The following is a 19,534-nucleotide window of genomic DNA, read 5'->3' on the forward strand; positions in this document are numbered from 1 at the left end:
TTCGTGAGTAAGATGAGTATAGTTCATGATGCAACTTTGACTTTGGTCGGTCGGAAGCAGAATGCTAGCTCATCTTCCTTCCTTCCAATAAATTAATCTCTGTTGCACTTCATTTGAGAATCTAAGGGATTAATAAGATTATAAAATAATACCTTATTTATTGTGATGGAGAAGAAGTTCATATAGTCATGAAAAAATTTGCAATAAGACGTATGTACAGTTATTTTGAAACGACTACTCAAGAAGTAGAAGATTGTACATTTGATAAAAAGCTTGAGCTTCTTGATGAAGAGTTAAAAATATTATTAGCCAAATATGGTTTAAAATTTATCAGTCACGATATTAGATTTATAGCATTAGAAAAGATGTCTGCTAAAAAATGTGATAATTGCGATAATCTTATGATTAATAGGGATAAAAATCCTACACGCTTTAATAAGGATAACTTTTGGATTGACTTGGATACTGATTATAATTTTGTTATTTTCGATGGTGGAAATTATGAAGATAAAGAATTATGCATGGAGTGCTTGCCAATTGAGCATCGGTGGGGATACTTTTCTTAAATATTCGCTCCTTAAGACTCAAGCAATAAAGAGCTAATATTTTAATTGTGATAATCCTTTTAAATTTATTACCTATCTAAAACTTAAACCGCGACACACAAGTCGACAATGTATTATTTACCGTATTGGTAATGAGCGTGGCGCGTGCATTGGGATCAATCGCTGCCTGAGCCAGTTCAACCATCGTTACATTTTTGGAAGCCTCGGTACTCACACAGCCGCAAATCTGATTTTCAACATCCTGTTTTTTCTCAGCAGTTAATACACTCGTGAGTACTTTATATTCAGTACGGTTATTGAGCTGGGTGCGGCAGGTTTGATCAACTGCAGACTGAAACACGGCCATGCCAATATTATTGGCCGTGGTTGCAGTCGGGTTCATGCTGCCATCAGTGGCGCAAGCAGTCATAAAAACAACGGGAAGCAGGCAAATTAGCTTTTTCATGGATTCATTCCGTATCATAAATATTAAATAGCAAAAATTTTAATTCAAATAATCCATCAAACGCGGAAGTCTTCACCCAGATAAACGCGTTTTACGGTTTCATTGGCCAGAATTTCCTGCGGCGTTCCTTCAGCAATCACTGAACCTTCACTGACAATGTAAGCCTTTTCGCAAATTGCCAATGTTTCGCGCACGTTATGATCGGTAATGAGTACACCAATACCACGCGCTTTTAAACGTTCAATAATGTGCTTAATATCGCCCACAGAAATTGGGTCTACTCCGGCAAAAGGTTCATCCAGTAACATAAATTTAGGCTCAGCAGCGAGCGCCCGCGCAATTTCAGCACGGCGGCGTTCACCACCAGAAACGCTCATACCTAATGAGTTACGGATATGCTGGATATTAAATTCATCCAGTAATTCTTCAAGACGTGCTTGCCGCTGCGTTTTATTCAGATCGCTGCGGGTTTCCAGAATGGCCATAATATTTTGCGCAATGGTGAGCTTGCGAAAAATCGATGCTTCCTGAGGCAAATAACCAATACCACGGCGCGCACGCTGGTGCATGGCCAGTTCTGACAAATCCTGTTTGTCTAGAAAAATGGCACCCTTGTCCATTTTGACCAGCCCAACCAGCATATAGAAACTGGTGGTTTTGCCTGCGCCATTTGGCCCTAAAAGGCCTACAATCTGGCCACTTTGCAGGCTAAAGGAAACATCCTTAACCACCAGACGCTTGTTGTAACTTTTTGCCAGATGTTTAATGGTCAGCGTTTGAATGGCGGCATCAACAGGTGCACCAGTAGGAGATAAAGCAGCAGCTACAGCCATTTAAAAGTCATCCTTCCTTATTTGCTTTTTACTTTGCTTTGATTCTGGGTGGCAGAAGGCGGAATAATGATTTGGATACGTCCCTGACTACCACCAGAGGCTTCAATATCACCACCGCTAATGCTGTAACGTAGCGTGTTGCCCCGGAAGCTGGCACCATCCTGAAATAAGTAAGCCTTGCCAGTCATGGTAATAATGCCCGTTTCGGAATTATAAACAATGGTCTGACCTTCACCACGGGCAATGCCTTTTTCAGCACTAATCTGCTGCTGAAACTTGGCAGGCCGGCCTTTGGCGGTTACTTGCTGAATCTGTCTGTTCTTGTTTAGGGTAGCCACCAGTGAGTCAGCCTGAATCTTGATTGTGCCTTGCTGAATAATGACATTACCGGTATAGGTGGTAATGCCAGTTTTTTCATTGTATGTGGCACGGTCAGCTTCAAGGGTAATGGTCTGGTTGCTATCACTGGGTAGGGCAAGCACCGGTGTTGCCGTCCCTAGGGTAGCACTCGCTAATAGAAGTGCCAGAGCACTGCGCTGCATGGCCTTAATAAACGGGCCAGTGGTAGTGGCTAAACAGAATTTAGGAGCCGGAAGCAGGTGCATATTGTCCTCGGATACGGAATAGATTGTATTGACCCTGATCAAGATTAGCATTCAAACCCTGACTGCTAAATTGTCCCTGATTAGTTTGAATTAAAACAGGTTGATCTGTTTCAATCCGGTTTTGTTTTGGATAACCGGTAAGCTGATTTGTTGTAAAGGTAATGGCAGGCTGTCCATCATTAGCCAAGCGCTTGGCACGGACATTACCCGATAAAATGACTTTGGAATTGTCATTATAGCCAGTTGCCTTGTCAGCATTAAACGTCGCTGTCGGCTGACCTTGCTGATACCAGGTACTTTGTAATTGCACGAGTTCGGAGCGATCTTCCTGTTCCCAGTGTTGCAGTTTGCTGGCCGTAGTGGTGGCTTCCAGTTGCCCGGTTTCTGTGGTTTTTAGCAAATGAATATTGGTCGCTTTATAGGACAAATCCTGATTTTTATCAGCATTAAGACGTGCAGATTTACCGCTGTAAAAGTAAAACAGCCCACTGAGCACCGCAATACTCAGGGCGATGACATAAAGCAGTCGCGTATCCATAATATAAAACCCCAATCCTAAAAATACAGGTTGACAGGGTTAGTGATGCGACAAAAATTCTTGCAGCAATTCGTCATAAACACCCTTGGCATGCAGTAATACATCACAAAATTCACGCACCGCACCACGCCCGCCATAAGCCTGCGTAATCAGGTCAGCCCGCTTGCGTACTTCTTCATGGGCATTGGGCACAGTAATGGCAAGCCCGGCAATCTGCAAGGCTGCCAAATCTGGCCAGTCATCACCCATATAGGCACAATCTTCTGGTGTAATCTGTAATGTTTGGCAAACTTCGCGCAGGGCAATGCCTTTGTCCTCACGACCCTGGACCACCAGATCAACACCCAGGCTTTGCATCCGGTTATTGACAATATTACTGCTGCGACCAGTAATAATCGCTACTTTGACACCGGCACGTTGCACCAGTTTCATGCCCAAGCCATCGCGTATATCGAATGACTTGATTTCTTCGCCGCTATTGGTAAAGCTTAAAAAGCCGTCACTTAAAATACCATCCACGTCCAGCACCAATGCCTTGATGTGACTGGCACGTTCCCTTACGCTAAATGATGCCATTAGTTGACTCCTGCACTGATAATGTCATGCATGGTAATAATGCCAATGAGTTCATCCTGATCATTCACCACTAGAAACTGATTGATTTTCTTATGGTTCATCAGTTCCAGCGCTTCTACTGCACGGACATCTGCACCAATGGTTAATGGCGTTTTGGTCATGATTTGTTCAATCGACATGTTACCTTCAATTGAATTCATCTTTTCGAAAGTACGGCGCAAGTCACCGTCAGTAAATACACCCAGCACATGATTTTTTTCATCAACAACAGCGGCCAGACCCAGTCGTTTGCTTGTCATTTCCAGTAAGGCACCATGCAGGGAGGTGTTAGGCAGGATTTTTGGCAGTTCATTGCCTTTGTGCATAATGTCACTCACATGTAATAGCAGGCGCTTGCCTAATGCACCTGCCGGATGGGAGCGGGCAAAATCATCAGCAGTAAAGCCACGGGCTTCCAGCAAAGCAACGGCCAGTGCATCTCCCAGCGCCAATGTGGCAGTGGTACTGGATGTGGGGGCAAGACCGAGCGGGCAGGCTTCCTTGGATTCACCCAGCGTTAGGGCAACTTCAGCCAGTTGTGGCATGGGACCACCATCATCACGGCTAATGGTAATCAGTGGAATGGCATTACGCTTGACCAGTGGCATCAGCATCATGATTTCGTCGCTTTTGCCGGAGTTGGAAATGGCCACCAGTACATCACCCGGTACAAGCATACCCAGGTCACCATGACCTGCTTCACCAGGATGCATAAAAAACGAGGGCGTACCGGTTGAGGCCAATGTGGCAGCAATCTTGCGGCCAATGTGTCCGGATTTGCCCATGCCAGTAATGACCACACGACCTGTACACGCCAGAATCAGGTTGCAGGCTTTGACAAAGCGCGCATCAATCTGGTTGGCCAGTACGCCAAGTGCCTGTTGTTCAGTCTGAAGGGTGGCAAGGGCACTATTTAAAAAATCCTGTGAGGCAAAATTATACTGGCTTGCAGACACGTGTACACCTTTCACTAAAATATTTATTGCAATATTACGTATATAAGTATCAATTATTGCAAAGCAAGCCTAATAACACAAAGCAATATTTTTGTTTAATGGTTGTTAAAAAAAAGCCATCAGGTATGATTTGCTGTTTTCCCGTGTCAATCCATAAATTTTATTGTGAGTTTATCAATGAAGTCGTTTGTACTGTACAACTCCGAATTACGCCGTAAAGTTGAATTTGCACCTCTGGTTTCCGGGCAAATTGGACTCTATGTCTGTGGGATGACAGTCTACGATTACTGCCATATTGGTCATGCGCGGGTGATGGTGGCGTTTGACTATGTGGTACGCTTTTTACGCTCACAAGGCTGGCAGGTGACTTATGTGCGCAATATCACCGATATTGACGACAAAATTATCAAGCGTGCTAGCGACAACAATGAAAACATTGGCGAGCTGACCTCACGTTTTATTGATGCCATGAATGAAGACGCGGCGCGTCTGGGTTGCCTAGTCCCGGATCAGGCCCCACGCGCCACCGAATATATTGACCAGATGCAGGGCATGATTGGCAGCCTGATTAATAAAGGCCATGCCTATAATGCAAATAACGGTGATGTTTATTATGCGGTAGAGAGTTTTGAAAAATATGGTCGCCTGTCCGGACGTAAACTGGACGATATGCAGGCAGGTGCCAGCGAGCGTGTTGATGTAGAAACCGACAAGAAAAACCCGTTTGATTTTGTGCTATGGAAAGCTGCCAAAGCCAATGAACCGGCATGGCAATCGCCGTGGGGCAATGGTCGTCCCGGCTGGCATATTGAATGCTCTGCGATGTCTACCTGCTGCCTGGGCAATACTTTTGATATTCATGGCGGTGGCGGGGATTTACTGTTTCCTCACCATGAAAATGAAATTGCGCAAAGCGAAGGTGCCACAGGCCAAACTTATGCCAATAACTGGATGCACGTGGGTTTTGTCAATGTTGATGGCGAGAAAATGTCCAAGTCACTGGGCAATTTCTTTACCATTCGTGATGTGATGCAAAAATTCATGCCTGAAGTGATTCGCTACTTTATTGTGTCCAGTCATTATCGTAGCCCAATTAACTTTTCAGATATGGCGCTAAAAGAAGCCAAACAAGCCTTGTCGCGTTTTTATAACACCTTAAAGCTAATCGAGGGCGAAGAAGCGGCTTTGATTGCTATGCAACAGGCAGATCAGGATCTGATCACAACGCATGCCTATAGTGTACGCTTTAATGAGGCTATGCGTGATGACTTTAATACACCAGAAGCACTGGCTATATTGTTTGAAATCACCCGTGAGATTAACCGGGCGTTAAAGTCAGAACAGTGGACTGAAGCTGGACAGTTGGCTAGAGTCCTTAAAGAGCTGGGCGGTATATTGGGCTTGTTGCAACAACAACCTGATGCATTTTTAAAGGCGAGCGCGGATGAAGCAGACAATAATGGTTTATCAGAAGATGATGTATTAGCGGCCATTGAAGCGCGTAAACAGGCCAAAGCTAGTAAGGACTTTGCAGCCGCTGACCGTATTCGTCAGGACTTACTGGAAAAAGGAATTATTCTGGAAGATAGTAAGGCAGGCACTACATGGCGTCGTGCTGATTAATGCAGACAAGGGCAGGGTGAAAAAATATTCAAACAATGACTATGTTATGCAAAAAAAGTTGACAGCTCTTTATTTTTGAATAAAATGCCATTCACCAAGTCGCCAAGCAATCTAATACTTACTTGTGACAAATTAATGAATATGCGGGAATAGCTCAGTTGGTAGAGCACGACCTTGCCAAGGTCGGGGTCGCGAGTTCGAGTCTCGTTTCCCGCTCCATTTTAGAACCAGCCCCAAAACTGGTTCTTTTTTTTGCCTGTAAAAATCTCTAAGTTGCTATTTCTATTGCAAATACTTTAAAAAAACTAATTAGAATTAAATATGTGTATTCGAATTTCATTTATTTTTAACAGTTGTTATTGGTAAATATATCAGCACAACTTCTAAACATCATAATGATCCTGTAAATCTTTTATATCAGTTTTTATGATATTGTGAAGAAAGGGTTATTTTTTATGATGAACGGAATATAGGTATAATAAAAGATTAGCTTTAGATTATTTGATCCATTTTATTGATTTTTAATAGAAATTTTATAAAAAGTATTTTTAAAATGTGAAATTTAATTTAGTTAAAAAATAAAGGTTTATCGAAATTTTAGTAAAAGTATAAATGAAAAATATTTCAGTTTTATTTCAAAACAACGATTATTACAACGATTCCATTCCAAAGCAGAAGTTGCGAATGCCTCATTCAAAAATTCATGCCCCGCCGCACTGGCTCTTTAAGCCTTTCGTTGCGCTTGTTGTACTTAGTGGTTTGATCTATGTTGCCATTCAGCTCAATGCTGATCTGGCCTCTCAAAACCCCATTCCCATGATTTCCTTTATTATGCTTGGTCTTGCGCTTATGGTTGCGCTAGGCTTTGAATTCGTCAATGGATTTCATGATACCGCCAATGCGGTAGCCACCGTAATTTATACCAATGCCATGTCACCTCATCCTGCGGTAATCTGGTCAGGATTCTTTAATTTTCTGGGTGTTTTGCTGTCCAGTGGTGCCGTGGCTTACGGAATTTTGGCATTATTACCCGTCGAACTGATTCTCAATGTAGGTACCAATGCCGGATTTGCCATGATTTTTGCCTTACTGATTGCGGCAATTATCTGGAATATGGGCACCTGGTATTTAGGGATTCCAGCATCCAGTTCCCATACCCTGATTGGTTCCATTGTAGGTGTTGGCCTGATGAACCAGTTGTTGGCACCACCCAATATTGCAACCAGTAGTCTGGACTGGACTCAGGTTACTAAAGTGGGAACTGCGTTGATTGTTTCCCCGATTATCGGTTTTACAGTGGCAGCACTGGTATTGCTGATCTTGCGTAAGGTGCTTAAAAACAAGCCTGATTTATTTACACCGCCGGAAGGTGATGCACCACCGCCATTCTGGATTCGGGTATTGCTGATTCTAACATGTACTGGCGTTAGTTTTGCGCATGGCTCCAATGATGGGCAAAAGGGTATGGGCTTAATTATGCTCATCCTGATTGGCATTGTGCCATTATCCTATTCATTAAATCGCACGATGGATGAAACACAGGCGCAAACCTTTGCAGCCATTTCAGAAAAGTCCTCAAGTCTGCTAGCGGATACTCACTATATCAGCATGCAGGATGACCATGCGCGCGATGTAGTGACGCTGTATTTGCAGCATCATCAACAGACGCCTGAGCTGTTGCAGGCCATCAGTGTGCTGGCTCATGAAGTAGGTTCGGATGTGGCACGTTTTGGCTCGTTAAATAATGTGCCACACGAAGAAACCCGTAACCTGCGCAATGACATGTATCTCAATGCCACAGCCTTAAAGCAGCTTTCCAAGGAAGGCGGCTTAAAGCATTTGAATGATGTAGACCAGCAAATGCTGAAGGCTTACCGTGAGCAACTGGATAAGGCTACCCAGTTCATTCCAATCTGGGTAAAGGTCGCTGTTGCGATTGCGCTTGGCATGGGCACGATGGTGGGCTGGAAGCGGGTAGTACGGACAGTGGGCGAGCGTATTGGCAAGCAACACTTAACCTATGCACAGGGTGCGTCTGCCGAAGCTGTCGCCATGACTACCATTAGTGTGGCAGATATGTTTGGCATGCCTGTAAGTACCACCCAGGTGGTTTCCAGTGCTGTTGCGGGAACGATGGTCGCGAATAAGGCAGGCTTGCAGGTAAAAACCATCAAGATGATTTTATCTGCATGGTTACTCACGTTGCCAGCTTCCATTATATTGTCGGGTTGTCTGTACTGGTTATTTCGTCAATTCGTATAGTTTAATCAGACTGTCATAAAAAAACCCCTTAAATGTTTAAGGGGTTTTTTTATGCTGGCAAATTTTTTGTTTCATCAACTTGTCATATTAGTGTCATGTTTGCCTTTCACAATACCTGCAAGCCAGTAAAGCTGCATTAATTGATTAGCGGCTTTAATTTTAAAAGCAAAATAGAGGTCGACATGAACCTGATTAACCGTAAATTAACCACGACACTACTCGTTGCAGCAACAATGGGAATGGCCATCACTGCCAATGCAGCGCGTGATACCATTCAAATTGCTGGTTCTTCCACTGTACTGCCGTATGCCAGTGTTGTTGCTGAGCAGTTCGGTCAGGCTTTCCCACAATTTAAAACACCGGTGGTGGGTTCTGGTGGTTCAGGTGCAGGCATCAAGCAATTTTGTGAAAGTGTTGCTGAAAATTCTCTGGACATTGCCAATTCGTCACGTCCTATGAAAACCTCTGAAATTGAAACCTGTAAGAAAAATGGTGTAAAAAAAATTCAGGAAGTAAAAATTGGTTATGACGGTATCGTGTTTGCATTTGATGCCAGCAAAAAACCTTTTAATTTAATGCCATCTCATTTATATGCTGCTTTGGCTGAAAAAGTACCTGGTAAAAATGGCAAGCTAATGCCAAATCCATATACCAACTGGAATCAGATCAGCAAATCTTTGCCTAATCAGGAAATTGTTCTGATTATTCCGGGTTCTAACCACGGTACACGCGAAGTATTTGAAGAAAAGGTACTCAAAACAGGTGCTGATGCTTATGAATATTTCCATAAAGACAACCTGAGTGATACTGACGAAAAAGCAAAAACGGCAATTCGTAAAGATGGTCGTGTAATTGAAATCGCAGGCGACTACACCGAAACGCTGGCTCGTCTGGCGTCAAACAAGAATGCAGTTGGTGTTTTTGGTCTGGGCTTCTACGATGCGAACCGTGACAAGCTAAAAGTGGCTAGCGTAAAAGGCGTAGTTCCTAGTGAGCAAACCGTGGCTTCTGGCAAATATCCGGTATCTCGTCCGCTGTACTTCTATGTGAAGTCTCAACACATTGGTGCTGTTCCAGGAATTTCTGAATTTACCCAGTTTTTCTTAAGCGAAAAAGTATCAGGTCAGGGTAGCCAGCTGAACAAAGCCGGTCTGATTGCCTTGCCTAAAGCTGAACGCGCTAAAGTGCTGGCTGACTTCAAAAAAGGCAAGTCACTGTAATTGATTGGATTAAAACTGGGGGTTAGGCAACAATCCCCAGTTTTGTCATGTCAACAGTTAAACCTAGTACTTAAAGCTAACGATTAAAAAGTTACCCACTTAAAATTATCGATTAAAAGCGTTCAATTGAAATTTATCACTTGAAAGCTAGTATTTGAAGGCTATCACATGAAAAGCATAAAGTGTCATCCGGCATGTTACATCTCCAGGGACACAGGCTGTTGTGACATATTGGTGGAGCAGTTATGAATCTCTTATTGTTGGGTGGTTTACTGATCCTCATGGCGGTGGCATATACACTGGGGTTAAAGCGCAGTAAGACATTGGCTGGTAATAGCAAAAATTCCAGCCAGTTGCATTCAAGACCAGGCTATTACGGAACGCTGGTTGCACTGTGGTGTGGTGTTCCAGCGCTTCTGGTTTTAATTTTATGGTCATTTTTTGAGCCTATGGTAACGCGCCATGTGGTGGAACAAGCGCTTCCTGCTCATGTGGTTGCAACATTGCAAGGGGCACAATGGGATGCCTTTCTTGAGCGTTTAAAAAATATTGCGACGGGGTATGGGGTAGCTGACCAGCCGGAAGCCTATGAGCTAAAGGCCGCAGCAGCGCTTAAATCCGTGTTGACGATTGCACCGCTTGCAAAACTGGCCGTTGTATTTGCAATCGCTGCAGCCGGACTGTCTTATGCATTACGTAAAATCGTGCCGCAATTGCGTGCACGTAATATTGTTGAAAAATTTCTAAAAATTGTATTGGCACTTTGTTCAGGCGTCGCTGTTCTGACCACGCTTGGCATTGTGTTGTCAATGTTTAGTGAAGCACTGCATTTCTTCAAGTTTGTCAATCCGGCAACTTTCTTTTTTGGCACAGAATGGAGTCCGGGCTTTAGCGCAAATGGACAGGCAACTGGTGGTTATGGTTTGTTACCACTACTGTGGGGCACGCTGATGATTAGTTTTATCGCGATGCTGGTAGCAGTTCCAGTAGGTTTAATGGCAGCGATTTATATGGCTGAATATGCCTCACCACGTTTCCGTAATTTTGCCAAACCGGTGCTGGAAATTCTGGCAGGCATTCCCACCATTGTTTATGGGGTGTTTGCACTGCTGGTGGTTGGCCCGTTACTGCATTATCTGGGTAGTCTGGTGGGTATAAATATCAACGCCACCTCTGCACTCACTGCAGGACTGGTGATGGGAATTATGATTATTCCATTTATCTCATCGTTGTCTGACGACATTATTATTCAGGTACCTCGCTCACTACGAGACGGTTCTTTGGGTTTGGGTGCCACCAAATCAGAAACCATTAAAAACGTGGTCTTACCTGCAGCATTGCCCGGCATTATGGGTGCATTTTTGCTGGCAGTAAGCCGTGCGATTGGTGAAACCATGATTGTGGTTCTGGCGGCAGGGAATAGTCCGCTGCTGCATGGAAATCCATTTGCAGCGGTGTCTACCATTACAGTCACCATTGTAAACCAGTTAACGGGTGATACGGACTTTGGCAGTCCGCAAGCACTGGTGGCATTTGCGCTTGGTCTTACCTTGTTTGTTATTACGCTGGGGTTAAATGTGATCGCGTTAATCATTGTGCGCAAATATCGGGAGCAATACGAATGACCACTTCTTCTATTACGCCTGATCGCCTGAATGACGGTTCAAATGGTAATAAAGCGGGCAAAGACAGATCTGCTGCTGAAGCACGGCGCAGAATCATTGAAAAATCGTTAACCAAAAGACATAGCCGTGAAAACCTTTTTCGCCGATTAGGCCTTGCTGCCGTATCTCTTGGCCTGCTATTTGTTGCCTTGTTGTTTGTCAGCATCTTATGGCGTGGTTTACCTGCATTCTGGCAATCTGCAATACCGGTTAATGTCTATTTTGATCCTGCAATTGTTCAGGTGCCTGCACGTCCGGTGCAAATGGCCAATGAAACGCCAGCAGATTTTAAAAAGCGTGATCTGGCGTGGCAAGGGCAATTGGGACTGGTAGATTGGGATGCGCTGATTGTTAATAGTCTGGTCGCTAAAAATCCAAAAATCGCGCCTGAGCTTAAAGATCCAGCCAAACTGGCCGCACTGAACCAGCAGATGGCCGATAATCCTGATGCATTTACTGAAGAAAGCTTGGCAGCCAATCCTGCTTTAGCCGCACAGGTGAAAGCTTCGGAAACTGCTGATAGCAAACGTGCCAGTTTGATTAGCGTGTTTGAAAACGGCGAAGGCTATCGTCTGCGTGATCTGGTCAAGAATGACCCCTCACTGATTGGCAAAAGCCAGAACGTTTCTTTATGGGCAGCAGCCAATGTGGATGTCTGGCTATCCGGGAATATAGATCGCAGTCTGCCGGATGAGCAGCAGCAGTTATCGCCAGAAGTACGTCAAATCGCCGATCTGTTAAAAGCTGAAGGTGTAATTCAGAATAAATTCAACACCCCGTTGTTTTTAAATCCTGATTCACGCAATGCGCCAGCAACCAGTGGTTTGGCCGGTGCTTTCGTCGGTACGCTATATATGATGCTGATTGTACTGATATTTACTATCCCTGTTGGGGTGGCCGGTGCAGTGTATCTGGAAGAATTTGCCCCTCGTAATCGCTTAACCGATCTGATTGAAGTCAATATCAATAACCTTGCAGCAGTACCTTCCATTATCTTTGGTTTGCTGGGTGCTGCAATTTTTATCAGTGCATTTGATCTGCCACGTTCCGCACCGTTGGTTGGTGGCCTGGTATTAAGCTTGCTCACCTTGCCAACTGTCATTATTGCGACACGGGCATCATTGCGTGCTGTTCCACCATCAATCCGTCAGGCTGCACTGGGTTTAGGTGCATCCAAAATGCAAAGCGTATTTCATCATGTATTACCACTGGCAATTCCAGGTATTTTAACCGGGGTAATTATTGGCTTGGCGCATGCGCTGGGTGAAACAGCACCCTTGTTGCTAATTGGTATGAAAGCATTCGTGGCGGCTGTTCCGCATTCGCCCCTGGAACCTTCAACCGCGTTACCTGTACAGGTGTATTTGTGGCAAGGCAATGAACTGCGTAATTTCTTTGAAGCGCGTACCGCAGCAGCCATTATTGTATTGCTGGCTCTGCTGATCAGCTTGAACGGCCTGGCAATCTGGTTGCGCAAGAAGTTTGAAGTCAGATGGTAAGCAGTCAATAACCCGTTTAATAGGTGTTAAAATGAATATGAGTGCGGCTTTAACCAGCAAGAACACAGTAGCAAAAAATGTGGATTCCACCATGAATGAGAAACAACAACTAGAGCAATTGGAAAACACCAGTGCTCACCCTGTGCCACCGATGCATTTTGATGTTCAGGCGCGTCCTGAGTTGGGTCAACCATCTAAGGCAAAAGCACAAAACACCAAAATCAGCGCCTCTGATGTTCATGTGTATTATGGTGAAAAAGAAGCCATTAAAGGCATTGACTTAAATATCTATGAAAACGAAGTCATTGCTTTTATCGGCCCATCAGGTTGTGGTAAATCAACCTTCTTGCGTACGCTGAACCGCATGAATGACACGATTGATAGCTGCCGGGTCACTGGAAAAGTACTTATGGATGGTCATGATATTTATGATCCATCACTTGATGTGGTTATGCTGCGTGCACAGGTCGGCATGGTTTTCCAGAAGCCCAATCCATTTCCAAAATCCATTTTTGACAATGTGGCCTATGGTCCCAAGTTGCATGGCTTGGCCAAGGACCGCTATGAGCTCGATGAAATTGTTGAAAACAGCTTGCGCCGTGCTGGCTTGTGGGAAGAGGTAAAAGACCGTTTAAATCAGCCGGGCACAGGTTTATCAGGTGGTCAGCAACAGCGTCTGTGTATTGCACGCACCATCGCGGTAAGCCCGGAAGTAATCCTGATGGATGAACCTTGTTCAGCACTTGATCCGATTGCAACGGCCAAGATTGAAGAGTTAATCAGCGAATTATCCAGCCAGTATACCATTGCAATTGTAACGCACTCCATGCAACAGGCTGCGCGGGTGTCAACACGTACCGCATACTTTCATCTAGGGGAGTTGATTGAAGTCAATGCCACAGAAAAAGTATTTACCCAGCCCGATCATCAACTCACAGAAGCATACATTACCGGACGTTTTGGTTAATATCCAAAAAGAATAGCATTGTAATGACAAAATAATGATGTATAACTAACGTGGAGCAGCATAAGCTTTAAACTCATCTGGGCTAAATGAGCTGGTTGCTCCCAATTCTTTTAGCATTTCCCTGGCGATTTGCTGATCTGCTGTTAGCCATTCCATGCGCAAATGAGCTGGAATGACAACAACAGACCGTTTTTCATCCTCAGGGGCATGGAAATGCTTCATGAGCGGATGCTGATCCGCATTGACCGTCAGCATGGTCATGGAACGCACCAGTTCGTCATGCTGCTGGGCTAATTCATATAGTGCTGCAACCGTAAAGGGTTGATCATCGTTGCGTTCGATGGCCCAGAGCTCGGGTTTATTGTTGAAATAGCGCGGCTCATAAATGCTTTCTACCGCAACCAGTGCCAACTGATGGTTGCGCCATGCCTGCCGGAAGCTGGGCTTGTCTGCTACAGTTTCCAGTCGTGCATTGTAGGTATGCCGACTAATTTTGGAATCTTCGGCCCATTTGGGAATCAAGCCAAAAATAGCTTCACGCCATTCCATATGATTTTTATGCTTCACCAGTATGGGACTGTTATAACCGGGATAAACCTCGCTTTTATAATCAAACGTCGGCGGGAATAAGTCCAGAATTGGCGAAAGTTCAGGGCGTAGCGGTTTAAAATTGGCACACATGACAGGAAAATACTGAAGATGATTTTTAAGTGTGTCATAGCTTAAAGCCAAGCGCCATGCTTGTTGAAAGACAGATTGATGAAAAATAAATCAACTTTCTAAAAACTTTATGTTTTGCCTTTGCACCTTGAAAGACATGGTGTATTATCTGCCCGCAATGTAACTGATCTATTGATAAAATTAATTTTCAGTTTTTCAAAGCATTTGTCATTAAAAATCAAGGGCCTATAGCTCAGTTGGTTAGAGCAGCGGACTCATAATCCGTTGGTCGACAGTTCAAGTCTGTCTGGGCCCACCATATAAAACAACCACTTACGTGCATTAATCGTAAGTGGTTTTTTTGTTTTTGCATTCTGGTAAGCAAATGGTAAGCGGAATGAATCAACATTATTCTGTAAGCATCCGCTAAACCCCATAGCTATTTTTAAATTTGAGTTGGGTTTCCATCGGTGTGGCAGTAATTCTTCAATCTGAGTCACTTTATGTGTCGTCAACCTTAACCAAGGGGATCAGTTTTTAAATGCCGTTAGGGGGTCATTTTGACACTCCCGGTGCCAGCAGTTGGGAAGAGAAGATTGTTTTATCTTCCAAGATGAATTTGGTCAAATTTTTTCATCTCGTTTTATTAGTGCTAAAACAAAGGAAATTTTTGATACTTTATTTAATAATCCACACGATTACTCCTTTCATAGTTTTAGACACTGATCCTAGCCAAAATAATGGACAGTACTTCCCTCTAAAGATAGCGTAACGTTAACTTTGCAGATACAAGAAATGGCTATCTTGCGCAACAATGCTGCTCAAGTCCTGAATTTAAACAGCAAGCAATTGCTTATGCACTTTCAAAATCCCACGAACCTATAGCTGCAATCGCCCAGAAATCAGGTGTAGATTATTCAACCTTCAACAAATGGATCCGTGAAGCCAATCCAGTGGGTTCAAGCAAACGTCAACTTTCACCAGAACAACAGCGGATCGTGGAATTAAAGAAAGAATTCAAACAGCTTAAGGAGGCCATTAAGTTTTATTACAATCCAATCAGAAGACATTCTGCAAACGGCTGGTTAAGCCCAGAAGCCTTTGAACAGAAATATTTCAAGAATTTAGAGGGATTTGTTGTCCACGATACTGCCTAGGATCACTTTCAAGAAGAAGTTGTATAGTGATTTGGAATCATTGCAGAATGATCTGGACGAATAGCTGGTATTTTATAATAATAGTCGAACCCATCAGGGCAGGGTGTGCAATGGCAGAACGCCAATGATAACTTTGCTGGATGGAAAACAGATTTGGGCGAACAAAAATTTAGCTCAAATTTAAACTGACAGACTCCCTAAATAACGGGTAACTGTCTGATCAGATTTGAGCTACTACACCTAATGGTATTTAAAAACTTAATATAGCGGTCATTTTGGACTGCTCAACATGTTAAGTTTGAAGCAAGCAGTGACAATCCAAATTCTTCATCAACAGGGTAAATCCATTAAAGCCATTAGTCGTGAACTGGGGTTGTGACGAAATACTGTGGGTAAATATTTACGGCAGACGGAAACACCTCAGTATCGGCGTACACAACCTAGAATAAGTATTCTTGATCCATATAAACCCTATTTACTCCAACGTGTAAATGCAGCACATCCTGAATGGATTCCCGCCGTTGTGCTCTAACAGGAAATTTTAGGGTTGGGATATCCAGGAAAGATCAGGATCTTGAGGGAATATCTTGCAACATTAAAACCAGTTGCCAAACTGGAACCAGTCATTCGTTTTGAAATCCAACCTGGCCAACAAATGCAGGTGGATTTCACCACGATTCGACGCAACAACACGACTGAACTCTACCGAGTATGTCGGAGACTTTTTATTTAAGCTAGGCCACCTGACTTAACTGGTTAATCTTATCATAGTACATTGCCTCAAACTCAAAAGGCGATAGATATCCAATTGCACTATGTCACCGTTTTTTGTTGAACCAATCGACCCAATTCAATGTGGCAAGTTCAACATCAGATAGACCTATCCAATCAGATTTCAAATATTCAATCTCTTTCATTTTGTATAAACCATTCACCGTTTCAGCCAATGCATTGTCATATGAATCGCCAGTTGTACCAACAGAAGCTTTCACATTGGCTGCCTCTAAACGATTGGTATAGCGAATTGATAAATATTGCACACCTCTATCTGAATGGTGAATTACATTTTCAGGCATACCACGATCTCGAAGCGCTTGCTTTAGTGCGTCGAGCACCATATCTGTGTTCAATCGCGTTGATACTTTCCAACCTACGATGGCACGTGAGAACACATCAATAATAAATGCCGTATAGACCTAACCTGAATGAGTCAGAATATAGGTGAAGTCAGCAATCCAAAGGTTGTTGGGATGCTGTGCCGTAAAATCACGCTTTACTAAATCATCTGCACGCTTTTGATCATCTCGGTGGCGTGTAGTGAGTTTGTTCTTACCACGCCATACACCTTATACACCAAGCTTTTGTATGAGTCGAGCAACACTACAACGTGCGATGCAATAGCCTTCTTTGCTTAACTGCTCCCAGACCTTGCCAATGCCATAACGACCGCAACTATCACGCCAAATTCTCTTAATTTCCTTTGCAAAATGCTCATTATGCAAAGCTCGTTTAGAACGTTTATCTGGATTTTCATTCAAATCCAAATGGCAATAATAGGTTGAAACGGCTATAGGTAGTATGCTGCAAATAAACTCTACACCATATCGAACTTTTTGATTGTGAATAAAATCCACCATTATTTGCGTGGGCGGTCGAGCTCCGACTGGGCGAAAAAAGCGGCTGCTTTACGTAGAATTTCATTCACACGTTGCAGTTCTTTATTTTCGCGTTCCAATTGTTTGATACGTTCTTGGTCTGAAAGCTGCTGTACTTTAACTGGATTTTGTTTATCTAAATATTTTTGATACCAAACACGTAGTGTTTCAGGAGTACAGCCAATCTTAGGAGCAATTGCTGTGATTGCAGCCCAATACGATGGATAATCTTTTTCGGATTCAATCAATAATTGAACCGCTCTTTCTCTGATTACAGTAGTATATTTTAATTTTGTCATCGAGATAGTCTCTCAGAATATTGGCTATCCGACAAACCCGGTACGGTTCAAAGTAATTTGAACCGTTAACATGTCAGTAGAAGTCTCAATTTTGACATATTAGAACTAAGATTTTTTAGTTATCTCTATTTTCATGTAATTAAAAAGCTTGACTCCATTTTTAGGTGCTTCCTCTGCATTTAGAATGCCTTCGGTAACTAATCGTTCTCTTAATTTGCTTTGAGTGGTCAGATCAACAAATTTGTAATCTTTTTTCAAATTTTCTATCAAGGATTTATGATCTTGAATTTGTGGGTCATTAAACAATTGTATTAAACGCTCAATAAGCGGATGTTGTGGCATAGCCATTGTCTCATCAGCTGCTGATACTGGTAGCGATTCCTCATTTAACTGATGTTCTACATTTAAACTGATTTGGTCTTGTATGTTTATGGATGAGGATTGATGCTTCGGATGCTCAGGTTGTTGTACTGACATAGGTGGTTGCTGTTCGACTGGTGGCGATTGAGTCGCTGTTACAATAGGTGATGTTATTGATTGATTGCTCTGTGCCTCAGAATGGGAATTTAAATCATTTATTTCTGGTACCCGTGTTATTTGTGTCTCAGTGTGCAGATCCTTTTCTGATGGATGAGTGATGGCTGTTGATCCTGTGAGTTGAGTAATATTCGAAGTGTTTATATCTTCTTTTTTTACTGTAGGTGTGACGTCGGAGATCTGTGATATCTGAATGCTACGCTGAACTTCAGTCCAAGTTTTAGAAATTTCTTCATTAAGTTCATTTAATGTCGTTTCTAGAAAATCTTCATCAGTAATGCTTGGCAAAGCCTGTTCTAAATCGGATTGATGAGTCGTCTTAAAACATGGATAGGCTTTTGTTTTATAGTAATAAAGTGTATTAATAAATTCAGTTGGCAATAACTTTCCAATGCTAAAAGCTACCAAATACGGTAAATCGTTATATTCTTTACATTCTGATTCTATATAAAAGAAATTAAGACTTAAAATGTCTTCCTTTAATGCGCTTAAATTTAGTGGATAGTTATTTTTAATTAACATTTCATAGTGAAAGTAGAGAGATAATGCAAGCAGTGGTAAATGCTTAACTTGAGATTCTAGAAGCATGTATTCCGTTAAAATTTTTTCTCTCAAAATTTGCTTAGACAAGAATTTTGATGTGAGTTCATCTTTAGTCTGTTGCTCTTTTAAAGAGCTATAATATTCTCTTGAGCTACATAAGTTAGAGATTTCTTTATATTTTTCAATGAGGACAGGATCATTGACCTCAAGGTTAAATAATAAACGGGTAAACATACCAGCGTAGGCTTTAGTGTTATCAAAACTTTCTAAAGAGAAAAGCTGCTTTTTAGCTTTTTCATCTTGTGCTTGTAAATGAGAAATTTCATATTTACTGGGGTTGAAATATTTATTTAAAGTTTTATTGTTTATTAAATCAAATAAAGACTCTTTAGATATTTTATTTTCAAATATAAGTCCAGTAAATTTTAGTGCCTTTTCATGCTCTAAAATCTTTTTTTGATCTAAGCGATATGCTTCCCAAAATTTTTCTATCTCTAAATCTGTTGCTAAACTAACCTGTAGATTATTGGCACTATGCTTTAATGCGAATTTACCCCGTTCCGTTAATGCATAAAATTGTTGCACGGCTTCTAAATTAATATAGCTAGCCAAAGTGTGTTCAGACTGATAAGTAGAAGATGAATATGATTTAGATAGTTTAGCAAGTATATACTCATTATCATCTAAATGCGTAATATCGGCCGCAGTATTCATTAAATTAAAAAAACTATGTTTAGAGTTCTGACATGGTTGAATTCTAAAACTAACCCGAATCGTGCTTAAGCCGATGATTCCTTAATTTGAATTGTTGGCTTATTTTGATGAGTGAGTTGATATGCACATAGTGAGGCGTAAATTCCACTCAGAAATCCATGAAGACTACGTGCTCT

At 42.5% G+C, this 19,534-nt stretch carries 13 protein-coding genes, 2 tRNA genes, 7 pseudogenes and 1 other annotated feature; of the genes and pseudogenes, 12 read left to right on the top strand and 10 right to left on the bottom strand.

What is annotated here, in order from left to right:
* The first annotated feature begins 188 nt into the window (after positions 1–188).
* Positions 189–566 (top strand): hypothetical protein, encoded by a 378-nt coding sequence (locus tag E2B99_RS08565; protein WP_134244591.1) that lies wholly within the window; start codon positions 189–191, stop codon positions 564–566.
* 76 nt (positions 567–642) lie between these two features.
* On the opposite strand, the gene E2B99_RS08570 is transcribed toward E2B99_RS08565, so the two are convergent.
* From E2B99_RS08570 to E2B99_RS08595, 6 genes are read right to left on the bottom strand one after another with little or no spacing between them, the layout of a single operon-like run.
* Entirely contained in the window at positions 643–1,011 is a 369-nt protein-coding gene (locus E2B99_RS08570; RefSeq protein WP_134244592.1) for a hypothetical protein, read from the bottom strand.
* Between the two features lie 56 nt (positions 1,012–1,067).
* Positions 1,068–1,844 carry an LPS export ABC transporter ATP-binding protein gene (gene lptB / locus E2B99_RS08575; protein WP_134244593.1) on the bottom strand — a complete coding sequence of 259 codons (777 nt, stop codon included), beginning with the start codon at positions 1,842–1,844 and terminating at the stop codon, positions 1,068–1,070.
* Between the two features lie 17 nt (positions 1,845–1,861).
* Complete coding sequence (lptA, locus tag E2B99_RS08580; protein WP_430981465.1) at positions 1,862–2,386, bottom strand: lipopolysaccharide transport periplasmic protein LptA; 525 nt, start codon at positions 2,384–2,386, stop codon at positions 1,862–1,864.
* A gap of 40 nt (positions 2,387–2,426) precedes the next feature.
* Positions 2,427–2,987 carry an LPS export ABC transporter periplasmic protein LptC gene (lptC, locus tag E2B99_RS08585; protein WP_134244595.1) on the bottom strand — a complete coding sequence of 187 codons (561 nt, stop codon included), beginning with the start codon at positions 2,985–2,987 and terminating at the stop codon, positions 2,427–2,429.
* 39 nt (positions 2,988–3,026) lie between these two features.
* Positions 3,027–3,563 (bottom strand): KdsC family phosphatase, encoded by a 537-nt coding sequence (locus E2B99_RS08590; RefSeq protein ID WP_134244596.1) that lies wholly within the window; start codon positions 3,561–3,563, stop codon positions 3,027–3,029.
* A complete protein-coding gene (locus tag E2B99_RS08595; RefSeq protein WP_134244597.1) occupies positions 3,563–4,558 on the bottom strand; it encodes a KpsF/GutQ family sugar-phosphate isomerase in 996 nt (331 codons plus the stop codon). The genes E2B99_RS08590 and E2B99_RS08595 overlap by 1 nt, the downstream gene beginning before the upstream one ends.
* Before the next feature lie 177 nt (positions 4,559–4,735).
* On the opposite strand from E2B99_RS08595, the gene cysS reads away from it, so the two are divergent.
* From cysS to pstB, 7 genes and pseudogenes are all read left to right on the top strand, one after another.
* Entirely contained in the window at positions 4,736–6,181 is a 1,446-nt protein-coding gene (cysS, locus tag E2B99_RS08600) for a cysteine--tRNA ligase (protein WP_134244598.1), read from the top strand.
* A gap of 143 nt (positions 6,182–6,324) precedes the next feature.
* A tRNA-Gly gene (locus E2B99_RS08605) sits at positions 6,325–6,400 on the top strand.
* Between the two features lie 465 nt (positions 6,401–6,865).
* Positions 6,866–8,443, top strand: coding sequence for an inorganic phosphate transporter (locus tag E2B99_RS08610; RefSeq protein ID WP_134244599.1), 1,578 nt, complete (start codon positions 6,866–6,868; stop codon positions 8,441–8,443).
* A gap of 182 nt (positions 8,444–8,625) precedes the next feature.
* Positions 8,626–9,663, top strand: coding sequence for a substrate-binding domain-containing protein (locus tag E2B99_RS08615; RefSeq protein WP_430981464.1), 1,038 nt, complete (start codon positions 8,626–8,628; stop codon positions 9,661–9,663).
* 245 nt (positions 9,664–9,908) lie between these two features.
* Positions 9,909–11,288, top strand: a complete 1,380-nt coding sequence (pstC, locus tag E2B99_RS08620) for a phosphate ABC transporter permease subunit PstC (RefSeq protein ID WP_134244600.1) — start codon at positions 9,909–9,911, stop codon at positions 11,286–11,288.
* Positions 11,289–11,395: 107 nt separating this feature from the next.
* Positions 11,396–12,826 (top strand): annotated as a pseudogene (gene pstA, locus E2B99_RS08625) (phosphate ABC transporter permease PstA); the annotation flags it as partial.
* Between the two features lie 211 nt (positions 12,827–13,037).
* Positions 13,038–13,793, top strand: a pseudogene (gene pstB / locus E2B99_RS08630) (phosphate ABC transporter ATP-binding protein PstB); the annotation flags it as partial.
* A gap of 45 nt (positions 13,794–13,838) precedes the next feature.
* On the opposite strand, the gene E2B99_RS08635 reads toward pstB, so the two are convergent.
* Entirely contained in the window at positions 13,839–14,474 is a 636-nt protein-coding gene (locus E2B99_RS08635) for an SOS response-associated peptidase (RefSeq protein ID WP_134244602.1), read from the bottom strand.
* 221 nt (positions 14,475–14,695) lie between these two features.
* On the opposite strand from E2B99_RS08635, the gene E2B99_RS08640 reads away from it, so the two are divergent.
* The 4 genes and pseudogenes from E2B99_RS08640 to E2B99_RS08655 form a co-directional block, all read left to right on the top strand.
* A tRNA-Ile gene (locus E2B99_RS08640) sits at positions 14,696–14,772 on the top strand.
* A 505-nt stretch (positions 14,773–15,277) separates the two neighbouring features.
* Positions 15,278–15,568: pseudogene (locus E2B99_RS08645) on the top strand (transposase); the annotation flags it as partial.
* A gap of 40 nt (positions 15,569–15,608) precedes the next feature.
* Positions 15,609–15,794: pseudogene (locus E2B99_RS08650) on the top strand (IS481 family transposase); the annotation flags it as partial.
* A gap of 105 nt (positions 15,795–15,899) precedes the next feature.
* Positions 15,900–16,307 (top strand): annotated as a pseudogene (locus E2B99_RS08655) (helix-turn-helix domain-containing protein); the annotation flags it as partial.
* Between the two features lie 37 nt (positions 16,308–16,344).
* On the opposite strand, the pseudogene E2B99_RS08660 reads toward E2B99_RS08655, so the two are convergent.
* From E2B99_RS08660 to E2B99_RS08670, 3 genes and pseudogenes are all read right to left on the bottom strand, one after another.
* Positions 16,345–17,564: pseudogene (locus tag E2B99_RS08660) on the bottom strand (IS3 family transposase).
* Positions 17,175–17,289 (bottom strand) — a sequence feature (AL1L pseudoknot). Its footprint overlaps the pseudogene before it by 115 nt.
* A gap of 105 nt (positions 17,565–17,669) precedes the next feature.
* Positions 17,670–19,358, bottom strand: coding sequence for a hypothetical protein (locus E2B99_RS08665; protein ID WP_240687778.1), 1,689 nt, complete (start codon positions 19,356–19,358; stop codon positions 17,670–17,672).
* Between the two features lie 65 nt (positions 19,359–19,423).
* Positions 19,424–19,534: pseudogene (locus E2B99_RS08670) on the bottom strand (IS982 family transposase); the annotation flags it as partial.

Origin of the sequence: Alkanindiges illinoisensis (assembly GCF_004377485.1) — a bacterium.
Classification (GTDB): Bacteria; Pseudomonadota; Gammaproteobacteria; order Pseudomonadales; family Moraxellaceae; genus Alkanindiges; species Alkanindiges illinoisensis_A.

What these genes read in the sequence shown, in the direction of transcription:
- E2B99_RS08565 (WP_134244591.1), top strand. Translation starts at nt 189, where the DNA reads ATGAAAAAATTTGCAATAAGACGTATGTACAGTTATTTTGAAACGACT.
- E2B99_RS08570 (WP_134244592.1), bottom strand. Translation starts at nt 1,011, where the DNA reads ATGAAAAAGCTAATTTGCCTGCTTCCCGTTGTTTTTATGACTGCTTGC.
- lptB (WP_134244593.1), bottom strand. Translation starts at nt 1,844, where the DNA reads ATGGCTGTAGCTGCTGCTTTATCTCCTACTGGTGCACCTGTTGATGCC.
- lptA (WP_430981465.1), bottom strand. Translation starts at nt 2,386, where the DNA reads ATGCAGCGCAGTGCTCTGGCACTTCTATTAGCGAGTGCTACCCTAGGG.
- lptC (WP_134244595.1), bottom strand. Translation starts at nt 2,987, where the DNA reads ATGGATACGCGACTGCTTTATGTCATCGCCCTGAGTATTGCGGTGCTC.
- E2B99_RS08590 (WP_134244596.1), bottom strand. Translation starts at nt 3,563, where the DNA reads ATGGCATCATTTAGCGTAAGGGAACGTGCCAGTCACATCAAGGCATTG.
- cysS (WP_134244598.1), top strand. Translation starts at nt 4,736, where the DNA reads ATGAAGTCGTTTGTACTGTACAACTCCGAATTACGCCGTAAAGTTGAA.
- E2B99_RS08610 (WP_134244599.1), top strand. Translation starts at nt 6,866, where the DNA reads ATGCCTCATTCAAAAATTCATGCCCCGCCGCACTGGCTCTTTAAGCCT.
- E2B99_RS08615 (WP_430981464.1), top strand. Translation starts at nt 8,626, where the DNA reads ATGAACCTGATTAACCGTAAATTAACCACGACACTACTCGTTGCAGCA.
- pstC (WP_134244600.1), top strand. Translation starts at nt 9,909, where the DNA reads ATGAATCTCTTATTGTTGGGTGGTTTACTGATCCTCATGGCGGTGGCA.
- E2B99_RS08635 (WP_134244602.1), bottom strand. Translation starts at nt 14,474, where the DNA reads ATGTGTGCCAATTTTAAACCGCTACGCCCTGAACTTTCGCCAATTCTG.
- E2B99_RS08665 (WP_240687778.1), bottom strand. Translation starts at nt 19,358, where the DNA reads ATGAATACTGCGGCCGATATTACGCATTTAGATGATAATGAGTATATA.